The 15568-nt window shown below is 70.9% G+C and carries 16 protein-coding genes and 2 pseudogenes; 6 read left to right on the top strand and 12 right to left on the bottom strand.

The features are described from left to right. Positions 1–1541 (top strand): cobyric acid synthase (locus NBZ83_RS20445; RefSeq protein ID WP_261575602.1); only part of this gene is annotated, 1541 nt, incomplete at its 5' end. Positions 1542–1571: 30 nt separating this feature from the next. On the opposite strand, the gene NBZ83_RS20450 is transcribed toward NBZ83_RS20445, so the two are convergent. Further along, positions 1572–1799 carry a hypothetical protein gene (locus NBZ83_RS20450; RefSeq protein ID WP_261568405.1) on the bottom strand — a complete coding sequence of 76 codons (228 nt, stop codon included), beginning with the start codon at positions 1797–1799 and terminating at the stop codon, positions 1572–1574. Positions 1800–2079: 280 nt separating this feature from the next. On the opposite strand from NBZ83_RS20450, the pseudogene NBZ83_RS20455 reads away from it, so the two are divergent. Continuing rightward, a pseudogene (locus tag NBZ83_RS20455) lies at positions 2080–2682 on the top strand (SDR family NAD(P)-dependent oxidoreductase); the annotation flags it as partial. A gap of 24 nt (positions 2683–2706) precedes the next feature. Here NBZ83_RS20455 and NBZ83_RS20460 read toward each other — a convergent pair. Both NBZ83_RS20460 and tnpA read right to left on the bottom strand, forming a co-directional pair. Then, a complete protein-coding gene (locus tag NBZ83_RS20460) occupies positions 2707–3909 on the bottom strand; it encodes an RNA-guided endonuclease InsQ/TnpB family protein (RefSeq protein ID WP_261575603.1) in 1203 nt (400 codons plus the stop codon). Positions 3910–3952: 43 nt separating this feature from the next. Beyond that, a pseudogene (gene tnpA / locus NBZ83_RS33930) lies at positions 3953–4195 on the bottom strand (IS200/IS605 family transposase); the annotation flags it as partial. 55 nt (positions 4196–4250) lie between these two features. On the opposite strand from tnpA, the gene NBZ83_RS20470 reads away from it, so the two are divergent. Then, a complete protein-coding gene (locus NBZ83_RS20470; protein ID WP_261568407.1) occupies positions 4251–4445 on the top strand; it encodes a hypothetical protein in 195 nt (64 codons plus the stop codon). 190 nt (positions 4446–4635) lie between these two features. Here the strand turns inward: NBZ83_RS20470 and NBZ83_RS20475 are convergent, their stop codons facing one another. Both NBZ83_RS20475 and NBZ83_RS20480 read right to left on the bottom strand, forming a co-directional pair. After that, positions 4636–4779 carry a hypothetical protein gene (locus NBZ83_RS20475; RefSeq protein ID WP_261575604.1) on the bottom strand — a complete coding sequence of 48 codons (144 nt, stop codon included), beginning with the start codon at positions 4777–4779 and terminating at the stop codon, positions 4636–4638. A gap of 453 nt (positions 4780–5232) precedes the next feature. Further along, positions 5233–5529: a hypothetical protein gene (locus NBZ83_RS20480; protein WP_261575605.1), complete on the bottom strand. Its 297-nt coding sequence runs from the start codon at positions 5527–5529 to the stop codon at positions 5233–5235. Positions 5530–5648: 119 nt separating this feature from the next. Between NBZ83_RS20480 and NBZ83_RS20485 the strand changes: the two genes are divergently transcribed. Continuing rightward, complete coding sequence (locus tag NBZ83_RS20485) at positions 5649–6557, top strand: sigma-70 family RNA polymerase sigma factor (protein WP_261575606.1); 909 nt, start codon at positions 5649–5651, stop codon at positions 6555–6557. Here the strand turns inward: NBZ83_RS20485 and NBZ83_RS20490 are convergent. Further along, entirely contained in the window at positions 6542–7318 is a 777-nt protein-coding gene (locus tag NBZ83_RS20490) for an SDR family NAD(P)-dependent oxidoreductase (RefSeq protein ID WP_261568411.1), read from the bottom strand. The two genes, NBZ83_RS20485 and NBZ83_RS20490, sit on opposite strands and share 16 nt — an antisense overlap. Before the next feature lie 182 nt (positions 7319–7500). On the opposite strand from NBZ83_RS20490, the gene NBZ83_RS20495 reads away from it, so the two are divergent. Beyond that, positions 7501–8343, top strand: a complete 843-nt coding sequence (locus tag NBZ83_RS20495) for a helix-turn-helix transcriptional regulator (RefSeq protein WP_261575607.1) — start codon at positions 7501–7503, stop codon at positions 8341–8343. Between the two features lie 109 nt (positions 8344–8452). Here the strand turns inward: NBZ83_RS20495 and NBZ83_RS20500 are convergent, their stop codons facing one another. The 6 genes from NBZ83_RS20500 to NBZ83_RS20525 form a co-directional block, all read right to left on the bottom strand. After that, the gene (locus tag NBZ83_RS20500) at positions 8453–9517 is read right to left on the bottom strand and encodes a phosphotransferase family protein (protein WP_261568413.1); all 1065 of its coding nucleotides are present in this window, start codon (positions 9515–9517) and stop codon (positions 8453–8455) included. A gap of 76 nt (positions 9518–9593) precedes the next feature. Continuing rightward, a complete protein-coding gene (locus NBZ83_RS33405; protein WP_261568414.1) occupies positions 9594–10115 on the bottom strand; it encodes a cupin domain-containing protein in 522 nt (173 codons plus the stop codon). A 170-nt stretch (positions 10116–10285) separates the two neighbouring features. Beyond that, positions 10286–10480 carry a ferredoxin gene (locus NBZ83_RS20510; RefSeq protein WP_261568415.1) on the bottom strand — a complete coding sequence of 65 codons (195 nt, stop codon included), beginning with the start codon at positions 10478–10480 and terminating at the stop codon, positions 10286–10288. A gap of 45 nt (positions 10481–10525) precedes the next feature. Then, positions 10526–11734 carry a cytochrome P450 gene (locus NBZ83_RS20515; RefSeq protein WP_261575608.1) on the bottom strand — a complete coding sequence of 403 codons (1209 nt, stop codon included), beginning with the start codon at positions 11732–11734 and terminating at the stop codon, positions 10526–10528. Positions 11735–11811: 77 nt separating this feature from the next. After that, complete coding sequence (locus NBZ83_RS20520; RefSeq protein ID WP_261568417.1) at positions 11812–12630, bottom strand: mycofactocin-coupled SDR family oxidoreductase; 819 nt, start codon at positions 12628–12630, stop codon at positions 11812–11814. A gap of 59 nt (positions 12631–12689) precedes the next feature. Then, the gene (locus NBZ83_RS20525; RefSeq protein ID WP_261568418.1) at positions 12690–14141 is read right to left on the bottom strand and encodes an aldehyde dehydrogenase family protein; all 1452 of its coding nucleotides are present in this window, start codon (positions 14139–14141) and stop codon (positions 12690–12692) included. 261 nt (positions 14142–14402) lie between these two features. Between NBZ83_RS20525 and NBZ83_RS20530 the strand changes: the two genes are divergently transcribed. After that, the gene (locus NBZ83_RS20530) at positions 14403–15044 is read left to right on the top strand and encodes a TetR/AcrR family transcriptional regulator (protein WP_261568419.1); all 642 of its coding nucleotides are present in this window, start codon (positions 14403–14405) and stop codon (positions 15042–15044) included. Positions 15045–15568: the final 524 nt, after the last annotated feature.

Raw genomic sequence — 15568 nt, forward strand, 5'->3', positions numbered from 1 at the left:
GCGGGGGACTGCTGGTCGCCGGGACGGCGTCGGATGCGGGCAAGAGCGTGCTGACCGCGGGCATCTGCCGGTGGCTGGCCCGCGAGGGCGTGCGGGTCGCCCCGTTCAAGGCGCAGAACATGGCGTTGAACTCGGCGGTCACCGCGGACGGCGCGGAGATCGGCCGGGCGCAGGCGATGCAGGCCGCGGCGGCCGGGGTGGAGCCGGAGGCGGCGATGAACCCGGTGCTGCTGAAGCCGGGTGGCGACCGGCACAGCCAGCTCATCGTCCTGGGCCGTCCCGTCGCCGAGGTCGACGCGCTCGGCTACCGTCCGCATAAGGAACGGCTGGCGCGGATCGTCCTGGAATGCCTCGACGACCTGCGGAGCCGCTTCGACGCGGTGATCTGTGAGGGCGCCGGGTCGCCGGCGGAGATCAACCTGCGGGCCACCGATATCGCGAACATGGGCCTGGCCCGCGCGGCGAACCTGCCGGTGATCGTCGTCGGTGACATCGACAAGGGCGGGGTCTTCGCCGCCCTGTTCGGCACGCTGGCGCTGCTCGACCGGGCCGATCAGGCGCTCGTCGCCGGCTGGGTGATCAACCGGTTCCGCGGTGACGCCCGGCTGCTCGAACCCGGGCTGCGCCAGATCGAGGCGCTCACCGGCCGGCCGGTGCACGGCGTCGTCCCGTTCCGCTCCGGGCTCTGGCTCGACGTCGAGGACTCCCTCGACCTCGCCTCCTACCCCGACGCCGAACCGGACCCCGACTCCGAGCCGAATGCCGACGCCGGGCCAGCGGGGGAGGGCGGGCGGCGGGAGAGCCTGCGGGTGGCCGTGGTCCGCCTGCCCAGGCTGTCGAACGTGACCGACCTCGACGCGCTGCGCGCCGAACCGGGCGTCGTGGTGCGGCTGGTCACCGGGCCGGACGAGCTCGCCGACGCCGACCTGGTGGTGCTGCCCGGCACCCGCTCGACCGTCGAGGATCTGCGCTGGCTGCGCCGCCGCGGTCTCGCCGACGCCGTCGCCGCCCGCGCCGCCGCCGGCCGGCCCGTGCTGGGCATCTGCGGCGGCTACCAGATGCTCGGCCGGCGCATCCACGACGACGTCGAATCCGGCGCGGGGGAGGTGGCCGGCCTCGGCCTGCTGCCCGTCACGACGACGTTCGAGGCGTCGAAGCTGCTCGGCCGCCGCGCGGCGAGCGACGCCGCCGGCCGGCCGCTGACCGGCTACGAGATCCGCCACGGCCGGCTCGCCGCCGTCGACCATCCCGCCGCCGAGCCGTTCGCCGCCGACGGGGTGCGCGTCGGCGCGGTCGCCGGCACCAGCTGGCACGGGCTGCTGGAGAACGACGAGTTCCGCCGCTCCTACCTCGCCGAGGTCGCGGCGGCGGCCGGGCGGGCGTTCGTCCCCGCCCGTACCAGCTTCGCCGACGTGCGTCGCCGCCGTCTCGATGCCCTCGGCGACCTCGTCGCCGACCATCTCGACACCGCGGCCCTGCGTCGCCTGCTCGACGAGGGAGCCCCGCCCGGCCTGCCGTTCATCCCGCCCGGCGCACCCTGATCCGGCGCACCCTGATCCGGTGGTTCCTGCTCAGAGCCGGCTGCGCAGGAGCTGTTTGCCCTGCTCGGCGCCCTTGCGGCTCTCGGTCTGCGCCCGCCGGAACAGATCGCCCAGCTCCCGGTCGCCGTCGCGCTCGGCGTCGCTGACGTAGGTCTCCAGCCGCAGCGCGTTCTTCAGGCAGGTCTTGGTGAACCACAACAGGTCGTACTGGGCGTCCTTGGTGCCGGTGACGGTCCCGTGTTCCGCGGTCGTCGTCATGGTGGTCGACCTCTCTCCTACGCTGTCGTGAACCTGCGGCCCGTCGCATGTCGCGAACCGACGCGTCGGCTCGCGCACTGCCGGACCGGTGACCGCGCCCTCAGACCGCCACGGTTCGGCGGCACGCATCGATCACTGGTAGTGCCTATTCCCGCACCGAACGTTCCTACCCGCCGTCTCGCGGAAGACCGGCCGCGGTCGGCGGGTTTTCCGCGTGGGGCAGTCGTACGGTTCCCCAGAGCGACCGAGATCCGAGATGGACCGAGCGGGAGAACACGCGATGGACGGGCGAACGATTCTCATCACCGGTGCGACCGACGGCCTGGGCCGACATCTCGCCGTCCGGCTGGGCGAGGCGGGCTGGCGGGTGCTCGTCCATGGTCGGGACGCCGAGCGTGCCGAGCAGGTACGCGCCCGGATCGAGGCCGCCGGCGGGCCCGAGCCGGCGGTGCTGCTCGCCGACCTGGCCGACCTGGGGGAGGTCACCCGGCTCGCCGCCGACGTCGAACGGCACACCGACCGGCTCGACGTGCTCGTCAACAACGCCGGCGTCGGGTTCGGCCGGCCGGGCGCCGCCCGCCAGACCAGCGCCGACGGCATCGAGCTGCGTTTCGCCGTGAACTACCTGGCCGGCGTGCGGCTCACCCGGCTGCTGCTGGGGCTGCTGACCCGCTGCGCCCCGGCGAGGATCGTCAACGTCGCCTCCGCCGGGCAGGAACCCCTGGACTTCGCCGACCTGCTCACCACCCGGGACTACGACGGCGTCCGCGCGTACCGCCGCAGCAAGCTCGCCCAGATCATGGGCACGTTCGACCTGGCCGAGGAGCTGGACGGCACCGGCGTCACCGCTGACGCCCTGCACCCCGCCACCCTCGTGACTCCTCTGACGGTTGAAGCCGTCAGCTTCTCAGGCCGCCTGCGCGTCAGCCTGAAGGACAAGCCCTGCCCGAAGGATGTTGACGGCGGCGTTCTCGTCCGCGTCCGCGGTGTGCCCGCACTGCACGCAGGCGAACTCGGCCCGGGTGGGCCGGTTCTTCTCGGCGACGTGGTCGCAGGCCGCGCAGGGTTGGGAGGTGTGGCTGGCGTTGACCTCGACGACGACCCGTCCGGCGCTTTCAGCCTTGGCGCGCAACACCCCGAGAAACACCCCCCATCCCGCATCGTGAATCGACCTGTTCAGCCCGGACTTCGCCGCCTGCCCGTTCGGCAGGAACACCCCCGGCCTGTCCGGGTCCGGCTTGGGCTTTGCCCGGCGGGTCATGCCCTTGATGGTGAGCTTCTCCACGGCGATCAGATCATGGCCGCGGACCAGTCCGAGGGCGGTCTTGTGGGCGTGGTCGAGCCGCTGGCGGGCAACACGGCGACTGATCGTCCCCACCCGGGCGGCGGCCTTCCGGCGCCGCGTCGAGCCGCGTTTCCTGCGGGACAGGCCCCGCTGGGCGGCGGCCAGCCGGCCGGCGGACGGGTCCAAACATGTCGGGTTCGGCTCATGCTTGCCGGCCGACGTGGTCAGAAACGACGCGATGCCAACATCCACCCCGACCACGACACCAGTGGGCGGCAGTGGCTCGGCGGGGACGTCGTCGCAGGACAGGATGACGTACCAGCGTCGGCCTTCACGTTTGATGCTGACCGTCTTGACCCTGCCGAGTACCCGCCGATGCTGGTGGACCTTGACATGCCCGATGCCCTGCAGGCGCACGAACGTCCGGGTGGGGTTCTCCGGCTGGGAGCCCCAGCGGCACCCGTCCCCGTCCGTCGGCCACTCGACGGTGTCGAACCAGCCCGCCCCCTTGAAACGCGGATAGCCGGGGATCCCGCCGGCCCTGACGCGGCGGAAGAACGCGGCGAATGCCTTCTCCAGCCTGCGCAGCGTGGCCTGCTGCGACGAGAACGACCAGCGCGCCTGATCAGGATCGCCCGCCCGGATGTCCTTCACCTGAGTGGACTGGTCGCCGTAGCGGATGCGGGTCTGCGACGGGTGCCGGTAGGCGTCGCGCCGCTCCTGCAACGCCGCGTTGTAGAGCGTGCGATGGTCGTCGAGCATCGCGCTGAACGCGATCGTCTGCCGGGCGGTGGGGCGCAGCAGGAACTTGTACGCACGCCGCACCGGACCACCCCCTGCACCACGGCCGCTCGTTCTGCGTGTCGATCTACCGTCGCACAGTCCCAGCAGACACCGCACCGACAGTGGCAACGAAGCACGACCAGGACCACAAGATGGGCAACCGGGACCGCAGATGCGCGAACTCGCCGCGCAGCACAGGGGACGGGAAGCTCTTCACCTGGCTGGCGATCTACGACGGGGAATGCGTCGGGTGAGCCTCGACGAACAGGTGAACATGATCCGGTTCGATCTCCAACGCGACAACCGGCCAATTGTGCGCACCGCACCGGAAGGCGTCAGTCCCCTCCGGAGGTCTTTGATGGTCCGCCATGGAAGGCTCCCCCGTGAGCAGCACCGTCACCGAGGGCTACGACGCCACCCTGCGCCTGATCGCCGGCCCCGCCGCAGCCTCGGGCACCGGCCGCTACTTCTCCGGCGAACGGGAGGCCCGCGCCCTCGACCAGGCCTACGATCCCGCCGCCCGCCACCGCCTACGCCAGGCCACCGACGAACTTCTTGCCGTATCCACCCGATCCTGACCCCCGCAGCGTGCCGGCGGTCAGATGTGGCTCCCGTGCGGCGACGGATAACCCGCGGGCCTGGTTCGGCTCATGGGGCCGCTTGCCCGCACTGGGGGCAGTACTCGCGTTCGGACCAGCTCGGTCGTCCCAACCCGGCCGGCGTGAAAATCTCCTCGCCGAGTTCGGTGCGCACTGCGGTCCGGAAGATTCACAGTGCCTCGGCGAACGGATGGTATGCGCTGTGGTATTCCGGCGTGGACAGGGCCGCACCCGCGCGGACCGTGTTGCGCACCTCGACGAGCCGGAGGAACGCGGACTCCCCGGCCATCACCCCGCCAATGGTCGCGGACATGAGCAACCGTTCACGGACGCGATACACACCCGAGTGCTGCATGGCCTGATTCGCAGCGGGATGGCGATCCGGTGTCGACATCCCGCCGCGGGCAATGTCCCGCCGCGGGCAATGTCCCGCAGCGCTGCATGGGCCGCGTCCAGCGCCTCTGCGAAGTCGACGTAGGTTCGCCAACGGTCGAGCTCACGGTCCCGAACACGCTGACTCCGGTCGCGTCGTGAGTCCGCTACGAGCGCTCCGGCAAGCGCAACAGCCGCACCGATCGCCGTGCCGACGATCGGCAGCCAATCTGCAGCCATAAATACCTCTAACTGGGTAACGTCAAAAAACCTTACCTTTACCCCGGGGCGACGAACAAGCGGTCGCCGAGCTGGTGCCGGCAGGGAAGGCGCGGGACCATCGGGGTCCTGCCTGCCTCGGGCCCGGGTGAACGAGACGGCGCTCAAGGCACTTTCAGGAGCGGTAGTCGCCGAGGACGGTTGCCTGCTCGGGGATCGGTGGGGCGGCGAGCCAACCTTTGAGGTTCTCCTGGAACTCGCGGAACTCCGCGATGGCCGGGAGGGGGTTGTCGATGCCGTCCTCGATCTGGAGCACCACCAGGTACGTGACGCCGTCGGCAAGCCGGTAGGAGGCGTAGCGCACGCCGCGGGGCCGGTGCCGTTCCAACGCGGCGAACAGGGCCTTGACCGCTGTCTCCACCTCGGGGGCGTACTCGCTGCGGACCGTGCTCCTGAGCACCATGGCGGTCATCTGGTCACGACCTTTCGGATCACCTGTCACATCGGCCGGCCGTTGCCGGTCACTTCTCTGACCCGACACGGCGCGGGTTTGTGACCGACGCGGGAGCACGACAGAGAGGTGGGCGATCGATGGACGACGCCGAGCGGCTCGCCGAACAGCTCGCCGAGCGGTTCGAGGAGCACCGGGCGCACCTGCGGGCCGTCGCCCACCGGCTGCTCGGCTCGTTCGGCGAGGCGGACGACGCGGTGCAGGACACCTGGCTGCGGCTGGACCGCACCGGCGCGGACGGCATCGACAATCTGGGCGGCTGGCTCACCACGGTCGTGTCCCGCGTCTGCCTGAACATGCTCCGCTCGCGTTCGGCCCGTCCGCAGGAGGCGCTGGGCGTGCACCTGCCCGACCCGGTGATCGGCCCGGACGACGCTTCGGGCCCCGAGGGGCAGGCACTGCTCGCGGATTCGGTCGCCATGGCGCTGTTCGTCGTCCTCGACACGTTGAGCCCGGCGCAGCGGCTGGCGTTCGTCCTGCACGACCTGTTCGACCTGCCGTTCGAGGAGATCGCGCCGATGGTCGACCGCTCGCCGGCCGCGGCCCGCCAGCTGGCCAGCCGGGCGCGGCGCCGTGTACGCGGGACGGCGACGGACGGCTTCGCCGCGCCCACCGAAGCCGCTGATCCCGCCGTCCGGCGGCGGGTCGTTGACGCGTTCTTCGCCGCGGCCCGGCGTGGTGACTTCGCGGCGCTGGTCGCCCTGCTCGACCCCGACGTCGTGCTGCGCGCCGACGGGGGCGCGACCCGGCCCGAGATGTCGGTGGTGCTGCGCGGGTCCGCGGCCGTCGCCCGCCGGGCGCTGCTGTTCGCCCAGCCGGCGGCAGTGATCAGTCCGGTGCTGGTCAACGGAGACACCGGGGTGATCGTCACCGCCGGCGGGCGGCGGGTCTCGGTCATGGGGTTCGCTGTCGCGGCGGGGCGGATTGCCGCGATCCACGCGTTGGTCGACCCGGAGCGCCTGGCCCGGCTGAATCAGCTGGCCCGGTAGCGAGACGCGAGTCGTGGGCTCTGGCCCGCGAACGCGGCGAGTTGCGCAGCGAACACGTTCTCGAGCAGGCCGCGGTCCTCGACGCCGGGGGTGCTGACGCTTTCGCCGAGTTCGATGCCGGCCAGGGCGCCGTCGACGACGTCCCGCGCGGACATCCGGTCGATGGCCGACAGATCCATGCCCTGAACCTCATGGAATTCGGTGGCGACGATACCGGGACAGACGACGTGCACGTTCACGCCGGTTCCCGCCAGCTCGGAATGCAGGGTCTGGGACATGGTGACCGTGTGGGCCAACGTGCCGGCGTAGACGGCGCGGGGCAGCTGGGATGCCGGCGCGGGCCCGGAGAAGGCGAGCATCCCGGCGACATTCACGATTGTTCCCGCACCGCGTGCGAGCATGCCGGGAAGCACCGCGCGGGTCAGCATCGCCGGCGCGACGACCTTGACGTGGACCAGTTCTCGCGCCTTCGCCGCGGGCAGCTCGGCCAGTGCCATGTAGTGCGCGACGCCTGCATTGTTGACGAGCATCGTCAGCGGCCGGCCTGCGCACACCTCGGCAACGGTGTCGATGCCCTCATCGGTGGACAGGTCGGCGGCGACGACCTGCACCTCGGTGGCGGGCAACGATGCCGCGAGCGCTTCGAGCCGTTCCCGCCGCCGCGCGACGATTATCAGGTCGTAGCCGTCCCTGGCCAGGCGCTCGGCGAACGCCCTGCCGATTCCCGAGGACGCGCCGGTGACGAGTGCGAGCGGAGGCATGATCATTGCTCCTTCGTGATTCGCCGCCGGCGATGAGAACGCGCGGCCGCTGTCTGCGCTGTCTGCGCTGTCTGCGCTGTCTGCGACGATCCGGCCGACGCCGCCGCCGAGCCAGAGCCCCCGCGAACCAGGGGTCCGGCAGGGCTCCTCACGGTTGTCCGCCGCTGACCTAACGTGTGGGCATGACCGAGCAGCCGAACCTGCTGGGCGCGTTCCTGCGCGCCCGCCGTGAGCTCGTCACCCCGGAGGAGGCGGGCGTCGCCGTCGTGGGGGTGCGGCGGGTGCCGGGGCTGCGCCGCGAGGAGGTCGCGATGCTGGCCGGCATCAGCGCCGACTACTACCTGCGCCTCGAACGGGGCCGTGACCGCCACCCGTCGGTGCAGGTACTCGACTCGCTTGCCCGCGTGCTGCGCCTCGACGACGACACGAGGGCGTACCTGCTCGGCCTCGCCACGCAAACGCCGCGGCGCCCCCGGCGTCGGCGGACGGAGACCGTCCCGCCCGGCACGGCCAAGCTGGTGGCGATGCTCCCGCTGCCCGCCTTCGTCGAGGGGCGCTACCTCGATGTCCTGGCCGCCAACCCGCTGGCCACGGCACTGTCCCCGCGTCTGGTAGCGGGCGCCAACCGGCTGCGGGACGTGCTGCTCGACCCCGGCGAGCAGGCCCTGCTCCCCGGCTGGGAGCAGGCCGTCGCCGCCCTGGTCGGCCACTTCCGCGAGGCGGTCGGCATCGACACCGACGATCCGCGCGTCATCGAACTCGTCGGCGAGTTCTCCCTGACCAGCCCGATGTTCCGGCGGCTGTGGGCCCGCCACGACGTGCGGCCCCGGGTCGGCGCGGTGGTGGACTTCCACCATCCACAGGTGGGCGAGCTGCGGCTGAACCGGGAAAAGCTTCTCATCAGCGGGACGGAGAACATCATGCTCGTCGTCTACCATCCCGATCCCGGCACGGCCGACGCCGACAAGCTGGCGCTGCTCGGCTCCGCGACACTGCCGTTGCGCCACAGTCAACGACCCTGGTGACGATCCCGCGTCAGGACGGCGGCGCCAGCCTTCTCGGCGCGCGGCTCCTGCCTGTTCGTCCTCCCCGCTCGCCACGCGAGAGGGCGGCCAGTGCCGCTGGGCTCGGCCGTCACGTCAGGGATCGGGCCAGGGCCTCGGAGTCGAGCAGCAGGCGGCGGACGATCGCGTCGAAGCGGTCGCCCTTGGCCTTCGGCGACAGGCCCTGGATCGACTCGGCGACCTTGTACTCGATCATGCAGGCCGCGCGCCACTTGGACAGCACCGAGTAGTAGCCGATCGTCGAGACGTCGCGACCGGTCCGTTCACCGTAGTAGGCGATGACGTCGTCGCGGTGGGGGAAGCGCCCCGGGGTGAAGTACCGCATGGCGCCGTCGTCCTCGTCGGCGGTGACAAGGTTGTTGACGAAGGCGGCGAGGTCGAGCAGGGGATCGCCGATGGTCGCCGTCTCCCAGTCGATGATCGCGGCGAGCCGGGCCGGCGGCCGGTGGTGGAACAGCACGTTGTTCGGTGCGTAGTCGGCGTGGATGAGCCCGGGCGGCGAACCCGCGGGGACGTTGTCCCGCAGCCAGTCCGCCACGTACTGCAGTCCGGGCAGGTCGCGCCGCTCGTACTTCGGGTAGCGCCGGCTGTAGCCGTCGACCTGGCCCAGCCACCGGTCCGGCTGGCGTTCGAGGAAGCCCTCGGGCCGGCCGAACCCGCCGAGCCCCACCGCCTCGTAGTCGAGGTTGGCCATGGCGACCAGCCCGTCGGTCATCGCCCAGCAGATGTAGTGCTGGTCGGGGCCGCCGTCGAAGCCCTCCGGCCAGATCGTCTCGTTCTCGGCGGTGATGGTGGCCGCCCAGCCGTCGACCAGCTCCATGACGTAGAAGCTGACCCCGAGCAGGGAGGTGTCCTCGCAGAAGCCGAGGAACTCCGGGCTCGGGACGTCCGTGCCGGTCAGCGCGCGCAGGACGGTGGCCTCACGCTGGATCGTCCGCGCGCCCTGCGGGCTGCCCTCCGGCGGCGGGCTACGGAAGATCGCTTTGCGGCCGCCCCGGTCGAGGCTCAGGATCAGGTTCGTCGACCCGCCCGAGACCAGCGCCGTGGTCAGGGGCCCGTCGCCCAGGCCCGGGACGTTCTCGTCCAGCCAGCCGGTCAGCGCCGCCACATCGACTGTGTTGCTCGCATCCGTCACAGGTGCAGAATTCCATAATTTCAACGGATGCGTTTGACGTGCGTAGGGCCACCCGATCGCGGGCTTCCCGCCGCTTTCAGCGCCCGCCGGCCCGACCTCCCACGATCACGTACAGCACGACCGCGGGCTCGTCGCGGCGATTGCGCCAACCATGCGCGACGCCGTTCTGGACCAGCAGGTCCCCGGCCGCGAGGGCGCGTTCCTCGCCGCCGGCGAGCACGACGCAGATCTCACCACGGTGCACCACGCCGAAGTCGACCGTCTCCGTCGTGTGGAGCAGGGGCTCGTCGAGCGAGGCGGCCGCCGCGTCGTCGACGTCCGCGGGCAGCCCCGCGACGGGATCGCGAAGCCCGAACCCGGGCGGATACGTCACGGCGATGAAGCGGGTTCCCCCCGCGGGCGGGACGGGCTCCTGGTCGAGCCGGGTACTCTCCGCGCCGCTGGCGGGCACCGAGGGCGGCTCCTCGGTGGACCACAGGTAGGTAACCTCGAGGCCTGGCCGGCTGCTGTTCGTGATCACATGGGGTGCCGGCCCGTCCTGGACGAAGATCCCCGTACCGTCCGGACCCACGCCCGTCACCACACGTCGTAGGGGCACGTGCCCTCCTCCTGGAGCCAGGGTCGGGCCCGTCCGCACCCGACCGGCGGTTCGTGTGACGCGGGCCAGGCTATTACGTCACGGTCTCAGGTAGATCACGGTCTTCGGCTTCGGGCCCGGTGCGGCCGTGAGCGCAGTCCCGCGCCGATCACCCGCCGACCAGGCTCAGCTCACCCGTCGGCCAGGCTCAGCGCCCGTTCCGGGCAGGCGCTGACAGCGTCGCGCGCACGTTTCTCCTGGCCCGCCGGAACCTCCGGATCGGTCACGGCGACGTAGCCCAGGTCGTCGAGGGGGAAAAGATCCTCGGCTGTGGCGTTGCAGCGGGCGTGGCCCGAGCAGAGCCCGGAGTCGACCACGATCCTCATGGGTCATCCTTTCGTCCGGGATCAGGAGCGGGGCCAGGCGCGGGGTCAGGAGCCGAACTTCTCCAGGGGCAGGGAGAAGATGCCGTGAACGTTGCCCCAGTACGCCTGTGGCGTGGTGTCGGGGCGCAGGGCGTAGTCCGGGATGGCGCGGTGCCAGCCGGCGAGTGCGACACTCATCTCGATCCGGGCGAGGTGGGAGCCCAGGCACCGATGAGGACCCGCCCCGAACGCCAGGTGCGGGGCAGGCTGTCCGGTGGTGAGGTCGAGAGCATCCGCGCCGGCGACGAGCGCCTCGTCCCGGTTCGCGGAGACCAGCGGAAAGACCACGAGATCACCGGCCCGCAGCTGCTGGCCGCCGATCTCGATGTCCTGCTTCACCTTCCGGCCGACCTCGGGCACGGCGTAGAACCGGAGCAGCTCCTCGACCACGCCGTCGATCGACTCGCCGGCGGCGGCCAGCCTCGCGACATGCCGCCGGTCCGCATCGTGCGTGGCGAGGTGGTGCATCGCGAAGGACAGGCTCATCGCCACCGTGTCGAGCCCCGCCAGGAAGAGCAGCAGGCAGCAGTTGACCAGCGCGTCGTCGGGGGCCGGCACGCCGTCGAGCTCCCAGCCGAGCATCGCGGCGAGCAGCCCGTCGCCCCGCTCGCCGCTCTCCCGCCGCCGCGCGATCTCGGCCTGGAAGTACCCGACGACCGAGAAGATCCCGCCGATCTGCCGCTCCGGGTCGAAGACGCCTTCGTCGGTCGGCGCGAGCGCCTGGGCCTCCCATTCCAGGAAGGTCGGCAACTCGTCGATCGGCAGTCCCATCAGCTCGAGGAAGACCACTGTCGGCAGTTCCAGCGCGAAATCCTCGACGTAGTCGCATTCTCCCCTGGCGCGGATCGCCGCCACGAGCTCGACGGTGCGTTCCTCCAGCCGCGGTCGCAGCAGCCCCATCGTGCGCGGGGAGAAGTACTGCGCCAGCAGCCGCCGCCACTGTGTGTGCTCGGGCGGATCGAGCTGGATGGGAATCATCGCGAACGGCGGGTCCGGGCTGAGCGGGGTGATGACCTCGCTGGAGAAGGCCGCCGGATTCTGCAGGCACTCGCGCACGAGGTCGTGGTCGAGCACCAACCAGTACGAGAGGTCGGGTTCGGTCACCTTGACGATGCGGTGTAATGCACGGAGCGCGTCGAAGCGGTCGCCGGCTTCGTCGACCGCGCCGACCCCCACGAGTCGGTGGTCGGTGACCTCGGTGGTAGGTGTTGTCATCGCAGAATCTCCTCAGCTGTCCCGATGTCCCGATGTCCCGATGTCCCGATGTCCCGATGTCCCGATGTGCCGAGTCGTCAGCGGACGGTGAAGCCGGCGTCGAGGGCCCACTGGGTCCCGGTGATGAACGTCGCCTCGTCGGAGACCAGGTAGGCGACGGCCCCCGCGATGTCCGCCGGCTGCAGAATGGGGATGGGCAGGGCGTTCTGCATCGCGGAGACGTTGCTGCCCGCCTTCGCCATCGCCGCCTGCATCGCGGCGTTCATCGTCATGCCCGAGACGACCCCGGTCGGGTGGATGGTGTTGACCCTGATCATTTCGGCGGCGTACTGGTTGGCCAGCACCTGCATGTAGCCGACGAGGCCCCGCTTGGCCGCCGTGTAGGCCTGGGCACTCGGCTCCTCGCTGGCGGTGCCCTTCAGCCCCGCGCTCGAGGAGGTGATGACGATCGAGCCGCCACGCCCACCCTCCCGCAGCCGCGGCAGGGCCACCTGGACGGTGTTGAACGTGCCGGTGAGCAGGATGTCGATGGTGTCCTGCCACTCGCGCTGCGGGTCGACGCTGTCGCCGACCCGAAGGATGCCGGCATTGGCCAGGATGATGTCAATCCGGCCGAACGCGGCGTGCCCCTCGTCGAAGACGGCCCGAAGCGCAGGCTGGTCACGGACGTCGGCCTTGCCGATGACGGCTCGGCGACCTTCCTTCCCGACCAGCTCGGCGGTCTCCTCCAGCTCGGCCCAGGTGCCGCACGGGTAGTTCATCGACGGAATGTCCGCGCAGATGTCGACGCCGATGATGTCGACACCTTCCCGGGCGAGGCGGACGGCGTGCGCGCGGCCCTGGCCGCGGGCGGCGCCGGTGATGAATGCCACGCGCCCTTCGAGCTTTCCGGTCATTGTTCCTGTCCTGTCTCGCGAGCTGCTGAGAAGCCGGTGCCGGTGAGAAGCCGGGGAGGTCAGACGGCGATGCCGACGCTGCGGATGCGGAGAAACTCCTCGATGCCCTCGCGGCCGCCTTCCTTGCCGACACCGGAGAGCCCGAACCCACCGAACGGCCGGCCGACTTTCAGGTTCGTCGCGCCGTTGATGAGCGTCTCGCCGGCCTCGAGTTCGGCGGCGACCCGCAGCGCCCGCTGCAGATCCCTGGTCTGGACGTAGGAGGACAGCGCGTACCGGGTGCCGTTGGCCAGGGCAACCGCCTCCTGCTCGGTCCGGAACTTGAAGATCGTCAGCACCGGTCCGAAGACCTCGCTCTGGGCGATCTCGGCGTCCGGGTCGACGTCGGTGAAGACGGTCGGCGCGACGTAGTAGCCGGCACGGTCGATCCGGCTCCCGCCGGCCAGCAGGGTCGCGCCCTGCTCGGTCGCCCGCTCGATCATCCCGAGGATCCGCTCGACGGCCGCCTGGTTGACGACCGGCCCGGAGGCGACGGCGGGATCGAACGGGTCACCGACCGGGATGTTCTGCGCGATCAGCTGCACCCGCGCGACGACCTCGTCGTACACGTCCTCGTGGACGATCATCCGGGTCGCGAAGGCGCAGCCCTGGCCGGAGAGCGCGATCAGGGAGAACGTCGTCCCGATCTGGCAGGCCACGTCGAGGTCGGCGTCGTCGAAGACGATGTTGGCGGACTTGCCGCCGAGTTCGAGGACGGCGGGCTTCATGCTGGGCGCGCACGCCTCGAGGATCCTGGTCGCCGTGGCCGGGCCACCGGTGAAGGTGACCTTCCTGACCAGCGGGTGGGAGACGAGCTGCGCGCCCGCCTCGGCGGTGCCGGGCAGGATGTTGACGACGCCGGGCGGGAACCCGGCCTGCTCGACGAGGTCCATGAAGAGCTCCCCGCTGAACGGGGTGAGCTCGGAGGGCTTGACCACCACGGTGTTCCCGGCCGCGACCGCGGCCGGGATCTTCATGGCCAGCGAGATGAGCGGGCCGTTCCAGGTGATGATGATCCCGACGACGCCGTACGGCTGGGCGAGGGTGTAACCGAGCTCGGAGTCCTGGACGGGGTTGCCGGTCAGGTCACCGTGGATCTTGTCGGCCCAGCCGGCATAGTAGCGGGTCCACTCTGCGGAGAGCACGGGAAAAGCCGCTCCGACGGTGAGCGGCGTGCCGTTGTCGAGCGCACCGAGGCGGGCGAACTCCTCCGCATGGGCCTCGATCAGGTCGGCGAGCCTGATGAGCAGGGCGCGGCGCTGGGCCGGCGGGGTCCGCTTCCAGGTCTGGAACGCCTCGTGTGCCGCGGTGACGGCGAGGTCGATCTCGGCTTTGTCCGCCAGCGGAATCTGCGCGTCGACCTCGCCGGTGGCCGGATTGACGTGACCGTAGGTGCCGCCCGAGCCGGACTCGCGCCTCTCACCGTTGATGCGGAGGTGGACCTTCGGCGGGGTGCGGTCGATGTCTGGCATGGGGCTCCTCGGGGCGTTCCCGCGCGCACGACGGCGTGGATCGGCGGATCGGAGGTGATGGGTGAGAGAGGTGATGGGTGAGAGGCGCAAGATGACTGAGTGACCTTAGTGAACTGTGACGCGCGTCGCGCGTCAAGGAATCGGACAAGGTCGTCCGTAAACTGCCTGTGGACCCCCTCGGCTCCAGCGCGGCAACCCGCACAGGGCCGGTTCGCTCTACGGTGAGGAACGGCTCGCAGACGCCAGCGGGGGAGGAGATCCATGGGTGACGGCGTGACCGCCGCGCGGCGGTCCCCCGGCCGGCCTCGCAAAGCTGACGCCGAGCGGCGCATCCTCGACGCCGCCATCGACGAGTACCTCGAACGCGGCGCGACCGGCTTCACCATCGACGGCGTCGCCCGGCGCGCCGGGGTCGGCAAGTCCACGGTCTACCTGCGCTGGCCCGACCGCGACACGCTCCTGGTCGACAGCGTCCTGGCGCGGTCCCGAACGATCGAGGACGTCGACACCGGATCGCTGCGCGACGACCTGATCGCCCTGAGCGCGAACATGCTGCGATTCCTGCTCGACCCCGTCGGGTTCGCGACGCTGCGCCTCGCGGTCGAGGCCGTGGCCAGCCGCTCCACCCGCGAGGTCACCACCGGTGTGGCCGATCGCCATCGCCGAGCCGCTGGCCTGGTACTCACCCGGGCCGCCGAACGCGGCGAACTCGTCAACCCCCTCACCCAGGCTCGCGTCATCGAATGCCTCTATGGAGCGATCACCATGAAGGCGCTGGCTCTGGGGCTCGAGGCGGATGCCATCGGTGACGCAGAGATCGTCGCGGCCTGCACCGAGCTGGTGGACATGCTCCTCCCGCTGCTGCTGGAGCACAGCCAGCCCCCGCGGGACCCAGCCCGGTAAGGGGCCGCCGGTACCTCGCGGATCGTCCGGCCCAGTGCCAGCAGGTCAGGGCGGGCCGGTGCCGCAGCAGATCCCCCAGACGTACTCGCGCCAGCCGAGAACCTGGCGGACGAAACCTTCGACGTCTCCTCGCCGACCTCGTCACTCATCGCCGCACAAGATAATCAACGTCGTTGACGACGCGGGACCAACACAGATGATCTTGAATGACCAGTCGGAGGCTCGGCAGCGGATCCGCCGCAAAGAGCGTCAGGGAAACAGGACGCAGCGCGCCGGCCTGCAGCCGCCCGGGGATCCCGCCGAGGAGGACCGGCCAACTCGACCGCGGCCGGGCTTCTCGACGCCGGTCGTTACCGGGTGATCGCCGCAGATCACCGGAGGATCGCTGCAGGTTATCGGGCTATCGCTGTGGGTTGCCGGGTGGCCGCTGTGGGTTGGCGGGCGAGGACGGTGTCGAGCAGGATGCGGGCGGCCGCCGAGGTCGCGCCGGCCGGGGTCACGATCGCTGTCGGGAACGTCGAGGC

It is taken from the genome of Frankia gtarii, from assembly GCF_025403375.1.
GTDB lineage: Bacteria > Actinomycetota > Actinomycetes > Frankiales > Frankiaceae > Frankia > Frankia gtarii.